The following is an 18,365-nucleotide window of genomic DNA, read 5'->3' as shown; positions in this document are numbered from 1 at the left end:
AAGCGACAATACACACCATGGCTTTGTTACAAATTTCAGAACCCGGTCAGGCCCCCGATCCACACCAGCGGCGAATTGCGGTGGGCATTGACCTGGGCACCACTCACTCGTTGGTTGCCAGCGTGCGCCATGGCGTGGCCGAGTGCCTGCCCGACAGCGAGGGCGAGGTGATCTTGCCCTCCGCGGTGCGTTACCTAGAGGGCGATGGCCGTCAAATTGGCCGTGTGGCCTTGCTCGCGCAAGCCGATGACCCACAAAACACCTTGGTGTCGGTCAAACGATTCATGGGTCGGGGTGTGGCCGATATTGCCAACCGCGACAAACTGCCTTACCAATTTGTCGACAAGCCAGGCATGCTGGCTATTCATACCCGTGCCGGTGATAAATCCCCTGTCGAGGTGAGTGCTGAAATTCTGGCCACCTTGCGTTTCCGTGCTGAAGACACTTTCAACGACGACCTGTATGGTGCCGTGATCACCGTGCCTGCGTACTTTGACGATGCGCAGCGCCAAGCCACCAAAGACGCAGCGCAATTGGCAGGCTTGAATGTGCTGCGTTTGATCAATGAGCCCACAGCGGCCGCCATTGCTTATGGCTTGGACCAAGCCAGCGAAGGTGTGTATGCCGTGTACGACTTGGGCGGCGGCACGTTTGATATTTCGATTCTGCGTCTCACCCGTGGGGTGTTTGAGGTGCTCGCGACGGGCGGTGATTCCGCTTTGGGCGGGGATGACTATGACCGCGCCTTGGCTGACCATGTGCAAACAGCCACAGGCTGTCGTATTGACACACCCGCCGACAAAGCGCGTGTGATGGTGGCTGCACGCGCTTGCAAAGAGGCCTTGTCGTCCAGCATGTCCGTCACGTTTGCCGTGTCACTGTCTGGCGGTGATGTGACGCACACGGTGTCGCGTGCTGAATTCGAAGGAGCCACGGCTGCGCTCACACAACGTACCCTGGCGGCGGTGCGCAAAGCTTTGCGCGATGCCAAGCTCAGCAAAGACGATGTGCAAGGCGTGGTCATGGTGGGTGGTTCAACCCGGATGCCACAAATTCAGTCGGCGGTCGAGGCCTTGCTGGGGCGTGTGCCCTTGAACAACCTGAACCCAGATGAAGTTGTTGCCTTGGGTGCTGCCATTCAGGCGAACCAATTGGCTGGGAACAACCCGGACGGAGAGCTGTTGTTGCTGGATGTGATTCCCTTGTCCCTGGGAATCGAGACCATGGGTGGTTTGGTCGAGCGCATCGTGCCGCGCAACCAAACCATTCCTACCGCCATGGCGCAAGACTTCACCACGTACCAAGATGGTCAAACTGCGCTGGCCTTGCATGTGGTGCAAGGTGAGCGCGATCTGGTGACCGATTGCCGCAGTTTGGCCCGTTTTGAGTTGCGCGGAATCCCACCCATGGCCGCTGGCGCTGCACGCATCCGTGTGACCTTCACGGTCGATGCTGACGGTTTGCTCAGCGTGGCAGCCCGCGAACAAATGAGTGGCCTGGAGGCGAGTATCACCGTCAAGCCAAGCTATGGCTTGTCGGACGATCAAATTGCCCACATGCTGCAAGATAGTTTCAAAACGGCTGAACAAGACATCCAAGCACGTGCCTTGGTGGAAGCTCGGGTCGATGCCGATCGCATGTGGCTGGCCACCCAAAGTGCGTTGCAAGCCGATGGTGACTTGCTGTCAGCAGAGTCACGCGCGAACATTGAAGCGTTGATGGCAGCGACCCTGGCGGCTAAACAGTTGCCGGACGCTGCCGCCATTGAAGCTGCCACTGAAGCACTGGCCAAGGGTACCGAGGCCTTTGCCGCCCAACGTATGAACCGTGGAATCCAGCATGCCTTGGCTGGTCAAAACATCGAGACTTTGTAATGCCTGTTATCAAAATTTTGCCCCATGCCGAACTTTGCCCACAGGGTACCGAGATCCAGGTGGCTTCGGGCAGCACCATTTGCGAAGCCTTGTTGGAGAACCACATCAACATCGAACATGCCTGCGACATGAGCTGTGCCTGCACCACCTGCCATGTGGTGGTGCGCGAGGGGTTCAACTCGCTCAACGACTTGGAAGAGACCGAAGAAGACTTGCTTGATCGCGCCTGGGGCTTGGAGCCTAATTCGCGCTTGAGTTGTCAAGCCATCGTGGCGCAAAAAAATCTGGTGATTGAAATTCCAAAATACACCATCAACCACGCCAAAGAAAACCACTGACCATGCGTCAAATTTTTCTAGACACCGAAACCACCGGCCTGTCGGCAGAGGCTGGTGATCGAATCATTGAAATTGGTTGTGTCGAGCTCGTCAATCGCAAGCTTACAGGCAACAACTTGCATTTTTATTTGAACCCAGAGCGAGACAGCCACGAAGACGCACTGAAGGTGCACGGCATCAGCAATGAGTTCTTGCGCGACAAACCCAAATTTGTTGAAGTGGCTCAGCAGTTGGTCGATTACCTGCAAGACGCCGAAGTGCTGATTCACAACGCACCATTTGATGTGAGCTTCCTCAACAAAGAGCTGGGGCAAGTGGGACACAAACCGTTCACAAGCTATGTGAGCAGCATCACCGACACGTTGGTGATGGCCAAGGAAATGTTCCCAGGTAAACGTAACTCACTGGATTCATTGTGCGATCGCTTGGAAGTGGACAACTCTGGACGTACTTTGCACGGAGCCTTGCTCGATGCCGAACTGTTGGCCGACGTCTACATCAACATGACGCGTGGGCAAGATGCCTTGTTGATGGAGGCGGAGAGCACCGATGACCAAAGCCGTACCACCGAATATGTGGACCTGAGTGGCTTTGAGCTGCCCGTGATCACAGCGTCTGAACAAGAGCGCTTACAACATAGCGAGGTGCTCGTTCAATTGGATAAGTCGAGCGGTGGACAAACTGTTTGGCGAAAATTCGAAAATCTTGTGGCATAATATTGATCTTTCCAGAGATGGAATAGGGCGGTTAGCTCAGGGGTAGAGCACTGCATTCACACTGCAGGGGTCACAAGTTCGAAACTTGTACTGCCCACCAAAACACCCATGAAACAAAGCACCTAGAGGAAACTCTCGGTGCTTTTTTCTTTACATCACCTACTGTGCCAATTCGCGCAATTGGCAATCGGAGCAGAGATGAAAAAAATCGGAATGATCGGTATCGGCATGATGGGCCATGGCATTGCCTCCAACCTGCTCAAGCATGGTCAAAGCTTGTCTGTGCTGGAGCATCCGGGTAATCAGCCCCTTGATACGTTACGAGCTCATGGAGCTCAAACATTCAAAACGCCGAAAGAGTTGGCTGTACATTCCGATCTGGTGATCTTGTGTGTCACGGGCACGCCTCAAGTCGAGGCGGTGTTGATGGGTGAAGACGGTGTGTTGAAAGGGATGCAGCCTGGAACCATCGTCATTGATTGCTCTACGGCAGTACCGTCTTCTACTGAAAAAGTCGCTGAGTTGGTGATGGCCAGTGGGGGGAGATTTCTAGACGCACCCATGACTCGAACCCCCAAGGAAGCGGCAGAGGGGCGGTTGAACTTACTGGTGGGTGGGGATGTGGCCTTGTTTGAAGAGTGCAAGCACATCTTGTCGTGTTTTGCAGAGAATATTGTGCATGTGGGGGCCATCGGGGCAGGTCACCGTATGAAACTGTTGCACAACTATGTCTCGCTGGGCTCCGTGACCTTGCTGGCTGAAGCTGCCGCATGTGCTGAGCTTGCGGGTGTCAACGCACAAACATTTGTGGATGTGTTGGCGATGGGGGGAGGTTGGGGCGCCGCCTTGGAGCGCTTGAAACCATTTTTAGTTTCAGGAGATCCCTCGGGTTTGCGTTTTACTTTGGCGAATGCACTCAAGGATTTGAGTTACTACAACGCCATGGCGCAGGACACGCAAGCCGATCACACGGTGGCTGACGCCGTCAAGCGCACGTTGGAGATAGCTTGCACACAAGGCGATCCGCAATCGCTGATGCCGCAGATCATTCCCTTGTTCGTGCAACGAAAATCGAACGCATCTTGACGTAGGCCGTTATCGAGGGGTAGAGAATTCTTTGTGCGGTAGCGGCCAATTGATTGTGGGAATCTGGTTGAGTCCAGGTTCTGCGTACAGATTACCTTGAAACCAATGAACGCCCGCTGACTCCAGCCATTGCCAGTCTTCCTGGTTTTCGATACCTTCGGCGATTACCCGTATACCAAGGCAGATACAAAACTCGACGATGGCGCGCACGATAGCTTGGCGCGGGCCGTTTGCTGCGACGCCTTGAATAATTTTTTTGTCTATTTTCAATATGTCTGGCTGAAATTCCGCCAACAAAGATAGCCCCGCATAGCCTGCACCGAAATCATCAATAGCGATTTGGATGCCTGATGCGCGCAGTTGGCGCACCATATTTTGAAACAGCAGGGGATTGGCGATGGCCTCTTCCTCAGTCAGTTCCACGATCAACTGCTCGGGTTTGATGCCGCAGGTCCGTATTTGTTTGATCAAGAAACTTACCGCTTCAGGCGCATTCGTCAGCGATTTAGGTAAGAGGTTAACGGCGAGTCGGCAGCGGATCCCCAGTTGTGCCGCACGCTGGATGGCATCTGCTTTTGACTCAAGATCAAAGCGGTGAACATCTGCGGTTGATACACCATTGAGAAAGTCCATTGCCAGCTCTCCTGTGGGTCCTCTGATCAGAGCCTCAAAAGCAACCACCTCTCCAGAGCTCGTCTCTACGATGGGCTGAAAAGCAAACGATATGGGTATGGGTGTTGTGGATGTCGTACTCTGACTTTGAGTGATGGGGGGCGAGAAATCATGTGTACGCCAAGGAGGCGGGGTATGCGTTGGCGTTGACCTCCAACGGCCTTGAATAAATGCATCAAGAATTCGACTCGTGCGGTCATCAAAGTTTAAATACGCGGCGATCAGATCCGAAGGCACGGCTTTGACTGGCAGTCCATTTCCCGAATATTTTGAAGCCGGTACCCATTGCATGGACCATTGGTCGAACCGTCTCAGATGGATGGGGTGAACAGAGACGAGCACCACCTCTGTGTGTCTGTCATCACTTTGAATGCGGGCGAATAATCGTTCAACCTCACGGGTTGGTCCTTCTAGCACCTGCATAAAGTATTTGTCCGCGTACAACAAAATGCCTGTGATGTTTAAGCTCTTGTTATTGAGTTGGGAGGTTGAAACGATTTTCTCTAACTCAACGTCGCTGAGATCGGTGAGTGCATGACTGCGGTAAATGAGTTGAGACAGCATAGGAACAACCTGTGGTGAAAGTCGTGGACATCACCTAAGTTGATGTAATTACTTTGTGCGCAATGCTGATGTTGTTTTTTCCGCTATTTTTTGCTTCATACATGGCCATGTCGGCATTGCTCATCAGGTCAGCTTCGTTGTCACCGTGGTCTGGAAACAAGGCAATGCCAATGCTGGCACTTGTTGAGAGACGGGCCCCTTCGAAAAGGATAGGGCTACTGATGGCATGTCGAATTTTCTCTGCCACTTGGAGCACATCTGCTTCTGATTCGATGTTTGGCAGGATCACTACAAATTCATCTCCACCGATTCGACCCAGCGTATCTGACTTACGAATGCACGAACGCATTCTGGATGCAACTTCTTTCAGAGCAAAGTCTCCTGCGTTATGGCTGTGTGAGTCATTGATCGTTTTCAAATTATCCAGATCAATGAACATCACAGCGAACTTTGTTTTTTGTTGCTTGGCATTTTCTAAAGAAACAACCAGTCGATCCGCAATCAAAATGCGATTAGGGAGTTCTGTCAGAACATCATGATGTGCCATGAAACTGACCCGCGCATTTTTTCGATAAATATGCAAAAACAACAAAATGCCAACAATCAAGGTTACCAGTGTGAAACCCGTAGTGATTAAGACGCCACTCAAACTTTTATACCAGTTGGCCAAATACAGGTCTTTGGACATGATGCTGCCAACGACAAATGGATAACCCGAGACGGCACGAAAAGATACCATGCGCTCTGCGGGTTGATTTCTCGAATAAACCGACGGTGCGTCAGTCAGAATCACACCGCCCCGTTTGGTTGAATTTAACGATGACTGTATCAATTGGTTTGTGTTGATCGTGCCAATTGCATGGTTCACGAACGGCCAACGTGTCAGCAGCATATTGTCATCTCTGAACAGCGAAATCGATGAGCCTTCGCCCAGGTTGATGCCTACTTGCTCATAGAGCGATGAGAAAATTTCGACTGACACGCCAACAAGAACAAGCCCTAAAAATTGTCCATGGCTGTTATTGACTCTGCGGGCCAGATAGAACACCCATTTCCCATTGCCTTTGTTTTGGACGGGGGCACTGAAATAAGTTTTCTCGTAATTGTTTTTGCTTAGAAATATAAAGTAATCCCTGTCCGACAAATCAATATTTGGGGGCGGGTAAGCGCGTGAAAAATTGATGACTTTTCCATGGCTGTCTACAAATGTTGAGACATCGATGATGGCGTTAGATTTGGTTTTGGCGAGTAATAGTTCAAATTGTTCTTTTTTACTTGCAAACTCAACGAATGCTTTCTCGGATTCAATCTTGGAAAGCTCAACAATGTCGAGTACGCTTTCTAGCGCCGCGTTTGCTGAAAATATGGTTTGGGAAGCATGTTCAGACAAGATGAAAGTCAGATTCGCCAACTCATCTGATTTGTCTTTGATGGTGTTCTCGCGCAACAGATAAGTCGTCAAAAATGCATTGATCAAGAAAATAATTGCCAATGCAACGCCCGCAGTTACAACCAAACGCGAGGTTCGTTGTATGTTTGAACTTGATTCAAAACTCGGGTCTATCATGGGCGTTTTTTGCCTCGTACTTGGAGTAAGTATTAAAATAATTGTAGCTATAAATATAGTATATTTGTCAACAATATCATAAATATGATATTTTAATTTTGTTGCTTTTGAGGCTTGATGGATCGGTTAAAAATGTTCATTCTGAAATACATATTTGACACGTCTAGCAATAATTTCAAAAGGAGAAGGAAATGCTGACTACCGGACAGTTTCTTGTGCATCAAGCACGTTCTACTTGGCATGTATCACCAGATCAAACCGTTAAACAGGCCCTTGTTTTAATGGCTGAAAAAACATAGGTGCGGTTTTGGTGCTTTCTCAAGGGGCGCTGGTGGGCATTTTTTCTGAGCGGGACTACGCGCGAAAAGTAACCTTGTTTGGTAAATCAAGCGATACAACACAGGTGCGAGATGTCATGACAGCTGATGTGATCACGATCGATGCATCACAAAAAATAGACAAATGCATGCAAATCATGACAGACCGTCACATTCGCCATTTGCCAGTTCTTAAAGATGGTCAACTGATCGGTGTGATCTCAATCGGTGATGTGGTCCGTGAAATGATGGCGCATCAAAAATATCTGATTGATCAGCTTGAGTCGTACATACGCGGCTGAACTAAAACGCATCTCAAGGAGGTTCTTTTGTCTCAACGTTTGAAGAATTCTGTAGCCATCGTCACAGGTGCAAGCCGAGGCATTGGTCGTTCAATTGCGCAAGCCTACGCTAGGGAGGGGGCATTGCTTTGTTTGGTGGCAAGAGACAAACTTTCCCTTGAGCAATTGGCAGACGAGTTGGCGTTGCCTGCAAACCGCATCATGACCCTGGCCTTGGACGTCACTGACCGAGCTGCATCGTTCAACGCGGTGCATCAGGTGGAGGCCAGATTCGGCCATGTTGATATCTTGGTCAACAACGCCGGTGTTTACAAATCCAAATCTTTTCTGAACTACACCCCCGACGACTTTCAAGACATGTTGGATGTCAATTTGTTTGGTGTGATTCACTTCACCCAAGCTTGCTTGCCGGGCATGCAGGCACGCCAGCACGGGCGCATCATCAACATGGCTTCAACCGCTGGCAAATGGGGGTCGCGCAATCAAAGCGCGTACAACATCAGCAAACACGCTGTGGTGGGTTTGACGCGGTGTGTTGCGCTGGAGGCCAGCTCTTACAACGTCACTGTCAACGCCATCTGTCCTGGTTTTGTCCAGACAGATATGTTGGAGGAACTCAAGGCGCAAGCCGCGCAAAGTGCGGGAGCTTCCGCTGAAGAGTTTGTCAAAGCCGCACTGGCGCGTGTGCCTTTGGGGCGAATGATGACGACGCAAGAGATTGCTGGCATGGCGGTTTATTTGGGATCGTCTGAATCCAGCGGCATGACGGGGCAGTCTATTCACATCGATGGGGGGATGGTGTTTTGAGTTCGATTGAATTCTTTCACGCTCCATCAACAGTTTTTTTGCATCCATAAATTTACACCTTGACTTAAAATCGCCATTGCACGCAAGCCTTGTGTGCAATGGGAGCATGCGATGGAGATATCACACACGGATGAAGGATTGGTCACACGCGCGGAGTTGGATGCCCTCTTTAGCGAAGAAGAAACTGCATCTGATGTAGAGCTGATGTCTGCGCGTGCAGCCAGCCATTTGCCCTTGGCCGTCGACACGTGGTTCAAGTTTCGAAACTTGTTTCTCTTATCTGTGGTTTTCTCATACTGCATCAAGTTGCTTTTCTTCTCACACGTTGCAGTCTCAAACTATCAGTCTCACATGAGCGATGAGACATTCGTTCGGTACTTCCAGTATCGAGCGCTCTTTGTGATTGCCATCACCGTGTTCTATCTTTACAGCTATCTCAGAAATTGGTTTTTTGAAAAAGTGTCACTCGTCTTTGTTGGCGTTGGCGCAACGGCGCTGGCGATGGACTATTTCAATGCCTACGTTTATTTGAGCGAGAACCCGACGCAGTGGATTGCGGGATTGATTGCGTTGCGCTTGGGCGCTATTTTTTGTTTGTTGATGAATGCGATGAACGCGCGCAGAGCACCCGCGATGCCTCGCTATCTGTGGTCTTGATAAAAAATTGGCAATTTCTTGCCAATCTAAATGAAAGTGGTTATCATTTGGGTGTCGGATTCACCAACGATGGACACAACACCCTATGTTTCAAGCACTGCTCATTTGTTTTCGTGAAGGTTTAGAAGCCTTCTTAGTGATTGCCATCGTCACGTTGTACTTGCGTAAAGCCAACAATTTGGCCCTGCTGGGGGCTGTGCGTTGGGGTATGGCCATTGCCGTCATCGGTTGTGCGGGGCTTGGCGTTGTGCTGTCCCGCATCGGGGCTATGTCATCTGCATGGGCTGGTGTGATGGCGTTGATCGCTGCCGTTGCTGTGACTTGGTGCGTGGTCCACATGACCCAGGCAGGCAAAGGCATGGGCCAGCAAATCACCCATCGATTGAACGAAGTGTCTGATTTGCAAGGCCCCACAGCCTGGTGGTCACTTTTCGGCTTTACGATCTTTATGGTCAGCCGTGAGGGCATTGAAACCGCCACCATGATTGCTTCTTTGGCGGCGAATGCCGATGCAGCGGACATGACAGTTGGGTCCGTGATTGGTGTGTTGCTTGCAGGGGTCGTTAGCTTGATGTGGGTCAAGTTTGGTCACAAGGTGAATTTGGGCCGGTTTTTTCGCGTGACCTCATGGTTCATGATGGTCTTTGCGATTCAGTTGGTGGTGTATGCCCTGCATGAATTCACGGAGGCAGGCATGGTGCCCGGTATTGACAATCCACTTTGGCACGCCATGACCGAAGACATTGCAGAAGGTTGGATTGCGCAAATTCTCTCCATTGCCTTGGTTGTGATTCCCACGACTTGGTTGATCGGCGCTCATTTAGCTGATCAACGCATGCTCAAGCATCGTTCGATGGTTTGAGCTAGGTTTTTTTAACTCCATTTTCTTTTTTTGAATAGGCCGTGTTTCACGGTGCAGGATGAAGCTCGCCCTTTTATTTGTGACGTGCATGGTTTGTCTCAGCTTGTCCGCTTGCGGTGGTGGCCAGAGTTCCAATGCGTCGATGAGTTCTGTCGCTTTGATAGGGCAAGAAATTTTTAAAGATGTTTCCTTGTCGGGCTCGGGGCAGATGTCGTGTGCCACTTGCCACGATCCTGATTTGGGTCACGCGTCGCCTTTCACCACGTCTGTGGCGTTCGGTGGTGTCAACTTGGACATGTCTGGCTTGAGATTGCCTCCTGCCATTCGTTACTTGCGTTTCAACACCGCTTTCTACATCGCGTCTGATGGCACACCAACGGGTGGTTTTTTTTGGGATGGACGGGCCAACTCTCTGGCCGAGCAGGCACGCGGCCCATTCTTGAATGACCATGAAATGGCCAACGCCAGCGTGAGTGATGTGGTACGGAAAATTGAAGCAGCGTCCTATGCTCCCAAGTTCAGGGCAGTATTCGGTGCGGATATCTTCAGCAACCCCGATGCCGCATTTGATCGTGTGGTGCAAGCGCTGGCGCGTTATCAGCAAGAAGACACAGATTTCGCGCCTTTTTCTAGCAAGTTTGATGCGGTCAATGCGGGTCGCGCATCTTTCACCGACCAAGAGTTGCGCGGTCTGGCCTGGTTTATCCGTTCAGACAAAGGCAATTGCGCCGCCTGCCATCCGAGCACTAAACCCGACAACGCACCAGCTGCTTTGTTCACAGATTTCAGTTACGACAGTTTGGGCGTTCCGCGCAACAGTGCGATTGTGAGCAACAACGATGTAGCGTTCTTTGACAAGGGCCTGTGCGGACCCGTGCGTACCAATCTGAGCACACGCACTGACTTGTGTGGTGCCTTCAAAGTGCCCAGCTTGCGTAATGTGGCTTTGCGAAAGCATTTCTTTCACAACGGTAAGTTCGACAACTTGCGTGAAGCGATTGAGTTTTACGTGACGCGTGATACCCAGCCACAACTTTGGTATCCCCAAGACCCTCAAGGCAACCTTGTCGTTTACAACGATTTGCCGAGCTTGCTGCGTGGCAATGTCAATGTGACAGAGGCGCCCTACAACCGCACGCGCGGCCAAACTGCCGCATTGAACACCCAAGAAATTGACGATTTGTTGGTCTTCTTGTCCACTTTGACCGATGGTTTTTTCTCTCCTTGAGACGCTTAAAGGCTTATCCATGTACTCCCTGACCTCGCGAATTTTCCCGATTTCTTGCATCGCCGCTGCCGCCTTGGCACTGTGCGGTCCAGCTCAGGCTCAGACCACCTCAGAACTGGTGCAAGAGCTGCGTCAATTGCGTGACGAGTTGCGTGCCGTTCGCGCTGAATTGGATGTAGTCAAGCGACAACAAAACTCCGCTTCTGTGCAAACAGCAGCTGTTGTCGTGCAAGCCCCTGGCGCACAAGTTGTGCCGATCTCTAGTGCAACCACCCAACCAATGACATCAACCACGATGGTGGCTGGCGATGCATCGCCCAGCGGGGTCAGCTTGTTTGGCTACGGCGAACTCAGCATGAGTCGCCCCCGTGGCAATGCTGCTGGTGCGGTCGCCACGGCAAGACGCGGTGTGTTGGGCTTTGCTTATCGCTTCAACGATCGCACCCGCATGGCGGCCGAATTGGAAATTGAAAATGCGGTGGTATCTGCCAGTGACCAAGGTGAAGTTGCGTTTGAGCAGCTCTACATTGAGCACGACATCGACGAACGTTTGAGTGCCAAGGTTGGCCTCTTTCTCTTGCCTGTTGGCTACATGAACGAAACGCATGAGCCCACACGTTATTACGGCGTCCACCGCAACTTGGTGGAGACAGCCATCATCCCCAGCACGTGGCGTGAGTTGGGCGTTGGCTTGCGTGGTACCCATGCCTCGGGGATCCGTTGGGATGCCGGTGTGGTCACCGGCTTTGACCTGACCAAGTGGTCTAGCGACAGCAGCGAAACCAAAGCTTCGCCTTTGGGGGCCATTCACCAAGAAGGTCAGCAGGCCAAAGCTGCTACCTTGGCCACTTATGGTGCGCTCAACTACGACGGTATTCCAGGCGTCAACTTCGGGGGTAGTTTGTACAACGGAGGTGCTGGGCAGAAGCAAGCAGACTTCGCCTCACCCAGCGCCAGTGTGACCTTGGCAGAAGTCCATGCGCGCTGGCAACCAGGCAAATGGGACGTGTCCACCCTGGCTGCTTCAGGGCGCTTTCATGATGTGGAGGCTTTCAACGCCACGGCCACAGGCATCAGCAACCCTGTGCCCAGTCAGTTCAGAGGCTGGTATGGACAAGCTGCCTACCGGCTCTGGAAGCAGGGTGACTACAGCCTTGTACCTTTTGTGCGTTACGAAAAACTCAACACAGCACTTGGTTATGCGGGCGTACCCACTGGTTTAGCGCCCAGCATTGACCCTGATACCCGCGTCTGGACCTTGGGTGCCAGCTATTACTTGCACCCTCAGGTAGTGCTCAAGATTGACACCCAGCGCTACCTTAACAACAGCGCGCTGGACAAACTCAATATGGGCGTGGGTTTCCACTTCTGACCATGCTTCGTTCTCAGATTTCTCGACGCCAAGTGTTGCAACACGTTGCCAAGGCAAGCCTAGGAAGTTTGGGCTTGTCGGCAGCCTCTTCATTTGCGGCCGAATTCATGACCTTGGAGCAGGCTCGTTTGTTGGTCTTGCCGCAAGCTCACGTGTTCTCATTGCGACCGATTGCATTCAACGATGCGACGCTCAGTGCCATTGCTCAAGCCAGCCAGACCCGAATACCGCGCGGTTTCAATCCGCAGTGTTGGCAAGGTGTGGCTTCTGATGCCGTGTGTGGATGGGTCATGGCAGACCGAGTGATCGGCAAATACGACATCATCGACTACGTTGTCGGGTTCAACCTTGTGGGGGCAGTTAGCGGCATGGAAGTCACTGCCTACCGTGAGTCACATGGCGCCGAGATCCGCAATGCGGCATGGCGACAGCAGTTTTCAGGTCGTAAAGGGCCAGCTCAATTGCGTTTTGGTGACGATATTCGCAACATCTCAGGAGCCACACTGTCGTGCCAGCATGTGACCGAGGGCGTGCAGCGCTTGAGCGCATTGGCCGCTTTGTTGACAGCGACGAAAACCGGGGCTTGATGTGCTGTGGCAACGTGCGCGTCCACTGTTGGGTACCTTGGTGTCCATCTACGTCCGCACACCCGAAGTGACATCGCTCGTGGATGCCGATGTCCGTGTGGCCATGGAGGCCGCCTTTGACGTCATAGCGCACATTGGGCGAGTGATGAGCGCGCACCACCCAGAGTCTGACTTGGCGCGCTTGAGCCGAGCCACGCCGGCGTCGAATCTGACATTGGATCCGCATACAGTGGCCGTGCTGACCTGTGCACAACATTGGCAACGTGTCTCAGGCGGTGCATTCGATCCGTCAACGGCTGCTGTGCGTTTGTTGCAGAAGGGTTGGCGTCCTGGCTTGTCCATGACCACGCCTTCTTCAGGCGTTGGGTTGCAAGCATTGCGTGTGTTGTCTGCCACCTCCGTGCGTGTTGACCATGCGCTCTGTCTGGATCTGGGGGGAATTGCCAAAGGCTATGCCGTCGATCAGGCGGTGGCTGTTCTCACGCAACATGGCATCACCTCGGCGCTGGTCAATGCAGGTGGGGACATGCGTGCCATAGGCCCCCACGTATGGCGCTTAGACGTGCGCCATGCCGATCGGTCTGTGCGTGATCGCCAGATGTGTGGTTTACGCGGGTTGTGTCACGCGGCAGTGGCAACCTCTGTGGCGGGTGTGAATAACCCAGAGTTTGTGGCATCCATTGCGTCGATGCGCAGATCGACAGCCTGGCAGAGTGCCACCGTGCAGGCACACGACTGTTTGACGGCAGATGTGTTGACCAAGTGGGCCTTGCAATCTTCCCGTGTGTGCCCATCCTTGACAACCAATTTGCGCAAACACGGTGCGCGCATGTGGAGAAGCCTATGAAGCGTTCGAAACATATGTCTGGCTGGAGCCGTGCCACGTGGCGTTGGATGGTGGCGGCGGTTCTGTTGATGTGGGCAAGTGGTGTGCTTTTGTACCTATGGCCTGCAGAGTCCGTGATGGAGATGCGTGATTGGCAAGTGCATCTGCGTCATGCTTCGGTGGTGTTGCATGGTGTTTTAACGTGGTTGCTGTGTGTGTTGTGTGGTCGAGGCTTGTGGCCTCATTTACGCGTAATGTGGCAGCGCCGTGAGCAACGTGCGCACTGGATATGGGGTGTGCTCAGTTTTGTGGGACTGAGCTTTGTGGCCGGAGCCGGGGTGTTATTGCTCTATGGCAGCCCAAGTCTTCACGACACTGTGTCAGCGGCCCACTGGTGGGTGGGTGTTGCGTTGCCTTTGCTGATGTTGGCGCATGTGTGGCGTCGTTTCATCCCCACACGCGCCTGATGTTAAGTGCCGCGCACACCAGCGGTAAAAAGCTCTTTTCGCCACTTCTACAACGCACAGATACATCAGCACCATCGCTGCCAAGATGCCATAGAAAAATGCGGGCGGCGCCACAAATCCCAAATGTGTGCCCAGCGTTGTGAATGGCAAAGCAACGGCGATCAGAACTACCGCCAACGATGTCAGCGTCAGCAGCGGGTGTGCCCTGCTTTTGAAAGGGTTACCTCGGGTTCGGATCACAAAAATGACCAGCACTTGCGTGCACAGCGACTCCACAAACCAACCCGTTTGAAACAACGCTTCCTCCGCGTGCAACACTTCTAACAGCACATAAAACGTCAGAAAGTCAAAGGCTGAACTGATGGGGCCAATTACCAGCATGAAGTTGCGGATGAAATCCAAGTTCAACACACGGGGGCGGGCTGTTTCTTGTGCGTCGACCTGATCCAGGGGGATTGGAATTTCTGACACGTCGTACAAAATGTTGTTCAACAGAATCTGCGTTGGCAACATCGGCAAAAACGGCAAAAACAGAGCGGCGCCTGCCATGCTGAACATGTTGCCGAAATTCGAGCTGGTGCCCATCATGATGTATTTCATGATGTTGCCAAATGTGCGTCGTCCCTCTAGCACGCCGGCGTGCAACACATTCAGGTCTTGCTTGAGCAAGATCATGTCCGCTGCGGCCTTGGCCACATCAACCGCCGAATCCACAGACAAGCCCACATCCGCCGCATGCAGTGAGGGAGCGTCGTTGATACCGTCGCCCATGTAACCCACCACGTGTCCACTGGCTTTCAGCGCCAAAATCACCCGTTGCTTTTGCCCCGGATTCACGCGACAAAATAAATTGGCTGTTAGCACCCGACGCTGTAGCGTGGGATTGTCGAGCTGTTCAATTTCTTTGCCTGTCAGCACGCCGATGACTGGCAGACCCAATTGCGCGCACACATGTCGTGTCACCAAGTCGCTATCGCCGGTGACCACCTTGATGGCAACGCCCACACGCTGCAGCTCCGCCAAAGCATGGGCTGCGCTCGCTTTGGGTGGGTCAAGGAATGCGGCAAACCCTGCCAGCACCAAGTCTGATTCGTCGTTCACCACCGCATGGGCGTGATCGCGAGGGACTTCACGCCAAGCAATCCCCAGCACACGCAGCCCCTCTGCTTCCAGCGCGTGATAGCGAGCTTTAATTTCTTGCATGGCTGCATCACGCATGGGTTGACGTGTTTGTGTGACAGGGTCCTCAAACTGGGTGCACACGCGCACCATGTCTTCTGCCGCGCCTTTGACCACCAACCAGCGTTTGCTGCCATCGTCAATCAACACAGATACACAGCGACGCTCAAAGTCGAAAGGAATTTCATCCACCTTGTGCCAAGGCGTGACATCTATGTGATCACACGCCAGGATCGCTTCATCTAAGGGGCTCTTGAGACCTGTTTCAAAAAAGCTGTTCAAGTAGGCCAAGGTCAAGACATGCTGGCTGTCATCGCCTTGCACGTTGATGTGGCGTTCCAGACGAATTTTGGCTTCGGTCAACGTACCAGTTTTGTCTGTACACAGCACATCCATCGAGCCCAAGTCCTGTATAGCAGTTTGTCGCTTCACAATCATTTGCAGCTTGGCCAGACGGATGGCACCACGCGACAAAGTGACCGACACGACCATCGGCAATAACTCTGGCGTCAACCCGACAGCCAATGCCACTGCGAACAAAAAAGACTCCAGCCACGGTTTGTGAAACCAAGCATTGACGAGCAAAACAAACAACACCATCACCACCGTCAGCCACATGATCAGCATGCCAAAGCGTCGCGTGCCATGTTCAAACGAAGAGGCTTGCGCAGGTTTTTGGATACTGTCTGAAATTTCCCCCATGGCCGTTGCGGCCCCAGTTCTCATCACCCTGACTTTGGCGCTTCCACCGACGACCGAGGTCCCCATGAACACCGCATGGGTGGCCTCTTGCAGATCACCCGCCGGGGTGCTCAGCAAGCCAGCATGTTTCTCAACTGGAAATGCCTCACCCGTGAGCAGCGATTGGTTGACAAAAAAATCACGGGCTTCCAATACCAACGCATCCGCTGGAATCAGATCTCCCGCATGCAAGGTACACACGTCTCCTGGCACCACTTCTCGCACAGGTATGTCGACTTCTTGTCCATCACGCCATACCTTGGCACGCACAGACACCGATTGCCGCAATTTGTCAGCCGCAGCATTGGCACGAAACTCCTGCACAAAATCCAAGGTCACACTCAACATCACAATCACACTGATGATGGCAAAGTTCGTGACCTCTCCGGTCATGGCCGATACCGAACTCGCCAACAACAGCACCACAACCAACGGATTTTTAAATCGAGACAAGAACTGACGCAGCAAGGTGTGGTGATCATCGGGATGAAAAACATTGGGACCAAACTTCGCCAACTGCGCTGCGCTTTGTGCATTCGTCAGTCCTTGTGCGGGTGTGTCTGTTTCAGCCGTGCTCTGGATGGCAGACCACCATGGGTCTGATGCCTGCTGTGTGTGTCGAGCATTTCTGGCGTGTGTCATGGCTTGAGCTTAACCAGTGCGACCTTGCTGATGCACTTCAAAATTTTTCATCTGTGTCGAAATCAGTCTGATTTTTCTCATACAATGCTGTCTTGCATTTCATACTGCACGCGGGAATAGCTCAGTTGGTAGAGCGCAACCTTGCCAAGGTTGAGGTCGCGAGTTCGAGCCTCGTTTCCCGCTCCAATACAAAAGCCCCTGAAACTTGAAGTTTCAGGGGCTTTTTTCATGGCTTTTTTACTTGGGCAGTTTGCCGCCGCTCTTCATGCATTCATCCATGGTTTTGAACTCTGTGAATTTCTTTGTGCGTTCGTAATGTGGGCTGCTCTTGTCGTGACAGAGCCCTGATTCAGACTTCTTCACGGGATCGGCAGCAGCGCTTGGTGCACCGGCAGGTGCTTTGCCTCCACTCTTCATGCACTCGTCCATCGATGCGAAGGCTGTGAACTTTTTGGTGTTGCCATATGACGGACTGGATTTGTCATGACAAATTCCGGCGTCTGATTTTTTCACAGCAGCTTCAGTTGGGGCCGCTTCTTTTTTGTCGGCCGCGTAGGTCGTTGCCATGCATGTGCCCAGCAGCAATGCGGCAAACAGTCGAGAAATTTGGTGATTCATGAGGATTTCCTTTTTGTGCTTAAGCAGTAGTGATGGGTGCTTACTTTACCGAGCTCTGTGTAGGTCTTCTATCATTGCTAACGATTGGTAGTTAAGCATTCTTTTCTAAAACACCAAGAGGTGCTGTTGCCTGTCAGAGGTAAAATCAAAGCTTAGCTTGACAAGCCAACCAAGACACCGCCCGAGTGGTGAAATAGGTAGACACAAGAGACTTAAAATCTCTCGCTTTCCGCAAGGGGCGTACCGGTTCGATTCCGGTCTCGGGCACCATTCAATAGGCACCAAAGAAGGAGTTTCGTCATGGCACGTTACAACGCCGCGTATGAAATTCATGTGCACGGTCAGGTACCTTTGCGTGCCGATGTTGGGTTTGATCAGTTGCAAGACGCGTTGCGCCCGCTATGGCAATACGCTGGGGCTTTGTCACTCGAAGACGGCGCTGTCAGTGCCTACCCTGAAGAGCCAGGCATTCGCTTTGACGCACATGAGCATTGGCTACAGATGTGTTGGACCGTGCCTGGTGATGACGACTTTCGTCAAAGTTTGGACGAAATGTGCATGAGCTTGAACGAGCTCACGTCTGCAGGAGCCGCCATTGAAGTGACCTTCTACGACAACCAGTTTGACGACGACGAAGGCCCTTCAGGAGAAGACGCCAAAGATGACTTCGTCATGCTGTTTGTTGGGCCCACCCCGGCTGACATCATGCAAGCCCAGCGTGACATGTTGGTCAACGATGTGATTCACCTGATGGAGCGTCACTTTGATGGCTCTGAATTGGGCGGTGTGGTGCAGGAGATCGACAAGTTGTTCTCCGAGCGCTTTGACAACTTGGTCAACTCGCTGGATCTGGGCAAACCGCCCCGCGGCAATGGCGGCGGGCATGGTGGCTCAGGCCATGGTGGACGTAAGCCGCGTCATCTTCACTGAAACACAAGCACCC

The 18,365-nt window shown here is 52.4% G+C and carries 18 protein-coding genes and 3 tRNA genes; 17 read left to right on the top strand and 4 right to left on the bottom strand.

All coding sequences use genetic code 11. The features are described 5' to 3' along the window. Window positions 1-17: 17 nt before the first annotated feature. The 5 genes from hscA (at window position 18) to B9Z41_RS05710 (ending at window position 4,014) form a co-directional block, all read left to right on the top strand. A complete protein-coding gene (gene hscA, locus B9Z41_RS05730) occupies window positions 18-1,874 on the top strand; it encodes a Fe-S protein assembly chaperone HscA (RefSeq protein WP_100146052.1) in 1,857 nt (618 codons plus the stop codon). Further along, the gene (fdx, locus tag B9Z41_RS05725) at window positions 1,874-2,212 is read left to right on the top strand and encodes an ISC system 2Fe-2S type ferredoxin (RefSeq protein ID WP_100146050.1); all 339 of its coding nucleotides are present in this window, start codon (window positions 1,874-1,876) and stop codon (window positions 2,210-2,212) included. The genes hscA and fdx overlap by 1 nt, the downstream gene beginning before the upstream one ends. A gap of 2 nt (window positions 2,213-2,214) precedes the next feature. Further along, entirely contained in the window at window positions 2,215-2,928 is a 714-nt protein-coding gene (dnaQ, locus tag B9Z41_RS05720) for a DNA polymerase III subunit epsilon (protein ID WP_100146048.1), read from the top strand. Between the two features lie 25 nt (window positions 2,929-2,953). Next, window positions 2,954-3,028: transfer RNA gene (locus B9Z41_RS05715), tRNA-Val, on the top strand. 98 nt (window positions 3,029-3,126) lie between these two features. Continuing rightward, window positions 3,127-4,014, top strand: a complete 888-nt coding sequence (locus B9Z41_RS05710) for an NAD(P)-dependent oxidoreductase (RefSeq protein WP_100146046.1) — start codon at window positions 3,127-3,129, stop codon at window positions 4,012-4,014. 9 nt (window positions 4,015-4,023) lie between these two features. Here B9Z41_RS05710 and B9Z41_RS05705 read toward each other — a convergent pair whose 3' ends face one another. Both B9Z41_RS05705 and B9Z41_RS05700 read right to left on the bottom strand, forming a co-directional pair. Further along, complete coding sequence (locus tag B9Z41_RS05705) at window positions 4,024-5,250, bottom strand: diguanylate phosphodiesterase (protein WP_100146044.1); 1,227 nt, start codon at window positions 5,248-5,250, stop codon at window positions 4,024-4,026. Window positions 5,251-5,284: 34 nt separating this feature from the next. Next, window positions 5,285-6,817 carry a sensor domain-containing diguanylate cyclase gene (locus B9Z41_RS05700; protein WP_233202544.1) on the bottom strand — a complete coding sequence of 511 codons (1,533 nt, stop codon included), beginning with the start codon at window positions 6,815-6,817 and terminating at the stop codon, window positions 5,285-5,287. A 310-nt stretch (window positions 6,818-7,127) separates the two neighbouring features. Between B9Z41_RS05700 and B9Z41_RS05695 the strand changes: the two genes are divergently transcribed. From B9Z41_RS05695 to B9Z41_RS16910, 9 genes are all read left to right on the top strand, one after another. After that, complete coding sequence (locus B9Z41_RS05695) at window positions 7,128-7,436, top strand: CBS domain-containing protein (protein WP_369823296.1); 309 nt, start codon at window positions 7,128-7,130, stop codon at window positions 7,434-7,436. Between the two features lie 27 nt (window positions 7,437-7,463). Further along, a complete protein-coding gene (locus tag B9Z41_RS05690; protein ID WP_100146042.1) occupies window positions 7,464-8,243 on the top strand; it encodes an SDR family NAD(P)-dependent oxidoreductase in 780 nt (259 codons plus the stop codon). A 111-nt stretch (window positions 8,244-8,354) separates the two neighbouring features. After that, window positions 8,355-8,900, top strand: a complete 546-nt coding sequence (locus tag B9Z41_RS05685; RefSeq protein ID WP_100146040.1) for a hypothetical protein — start codon at window positions 8,355-8,357, stop codon at window positions 8,898-8,900. Window positions 8,901-8,985: 85 nt separating this feature from the next. Next, entirely contained in the window at window positions 8,986-9,762 is a 777-nt protein-coding gene (locus B9Z41_RS05680) for an FTR1 family protein (protein ID WP_100146038.1), read from the top strand. A 142-nt stretch (window positions 9,763-9,904) separates the two neighbouring features. After that, window positions 9,905-10,990 (top strand): cytochrome-c peroxidase, encoded by a 1,086-nt coding sequence (locus tag B9Z41_RS05675; RefSeq protein WP_233202543.1) that lies wholly within the window; start codon window positions 9,905-9,907, stop codon window positions 10,988-10,990. A 19-nt stretch (window positions 10,991-11,009) separates the two neighbouring features. Continuing rightward, window positions 11,010-12,362, top strand: a complete 1,353-nt coding sequence (locus B9Z41_RS05670) for a hypothetical protein (RefSeq protein ID WP_100146034.1) — start codon at window positions 11,010-11,012, stop codon at window positions 12,360-12,362. 2 nt (window positions 12,363-12,364) lie between these two features. Next, a complete protein-coding gene (locus tag B9Z41_RS05665) occupies window positions 12,365-12,949 on the top strand; it encodes an FMN-binding protein (RefSeq protein ID WP_100146032.1) in 585 nt (194 codons plus the stop codon). A 1-nt stretch (window position 12,950) separates the two neighbouring features. Next, a complete protein-coding gene (locus B9Z41_RS05660) occupies window positions 12,951-13,796 on the top strand; it encodes an FAD:protein FMN transferase (protein ID WP_100146030.1) in 846 nt (281 codons plus the stop codon). Next, a complete protein-coding gene (locus B9Z41_RS16910) occupies window positions 13,793-14,242 on the top strand; it encodes a hypothetical protein (RefSeq protein WP_143474161.1) in 450 nt (149 codons plus the stop codon). The genes B9Z41_RS05660 and B9Z41_RS16910 overlap by 4 nt, the downstream gene beginning before the upstream one ends. On the opposite strand, the gene mgtA is transcribed toward B9Z41_RS16910, so the two are convergent. Further along, on the bottom strand, window positions 14,156-16,804 hold the full coding sequence (gene mgtA / locus B9Z41_RS05655) for a magnesium-translocating P-type ATPase (protein WP_100146028.1): 2,649 nt from the start codon (window positions 16,802-16,804) through the stop codon (window positions 14,156-14,158). The genes B9Z41_RS16910 and mgtA overlap by 87 nt on opposite strands. Before the next feature lie 110 nt (window positions 16,805-16,914). On the opposite strand from mgtA, the gene B9Z41_RS05650 reads away from it, so the two are divergent. Further along, window positions 16,915-16,990 (top strand) — tRNA-Gly (locus B9Z41_RS05650). A 51-nt stretch (window positions 16,991-17,041) separates the two neighbouring features. Here B9Z41_RS05650 and B9Z41_RS17125 read toward each other — a convergent pair. Further along, on the bottom strand, window positions 17,042-17,422 hold the full coding sequence (locus tag B9Z41_RS17125; RefSeq protein WP_199172944.1) for a hypothetical protein: 381 nt from the start codon (window positions 17,420-17,422) through the stop codon (window positions 17,042-17,044). Window positions 17,423-17,601: 179 nt separating this feature from the next. Here B9Z41_RS17125 and B9Z41_RS05640 point away from each other — a divergent pair. Next, window positions 17,602-17,692: transfer RNA gene (locus B9Z41_RS05640), tRNA-Leu, on the top strand. Between the two features lie 30 nt (window positions 17,693-17,722). Then, window positions 17,723-18,352: a DUF6806 family protein gene (locus B9Z41_RS05635; protein ID WP_100146026.1), complete on the top strand. Its 630-nt coding sequence runs from the start codon at window positions 17,723-17,725 to the stop codon at window positions 18,350-18,352. Window positions 18,353-18,365 lie beyond the last annotated feature (13 nt).

It is taken from the genome of Limnohabitans sp. JirII-31, from assembly GCF_002778315.1.
Lineage (GTDB): Bacteria > Pseudomonadota > Gammaproteobacteria > Burkholderiales > Burkholderiaceae_C > Limnohabitans.
Note: the sequence above shows the minus strand (reverse complement) of the source record. Positions and strands in the feature narration are given on the sequence as shown.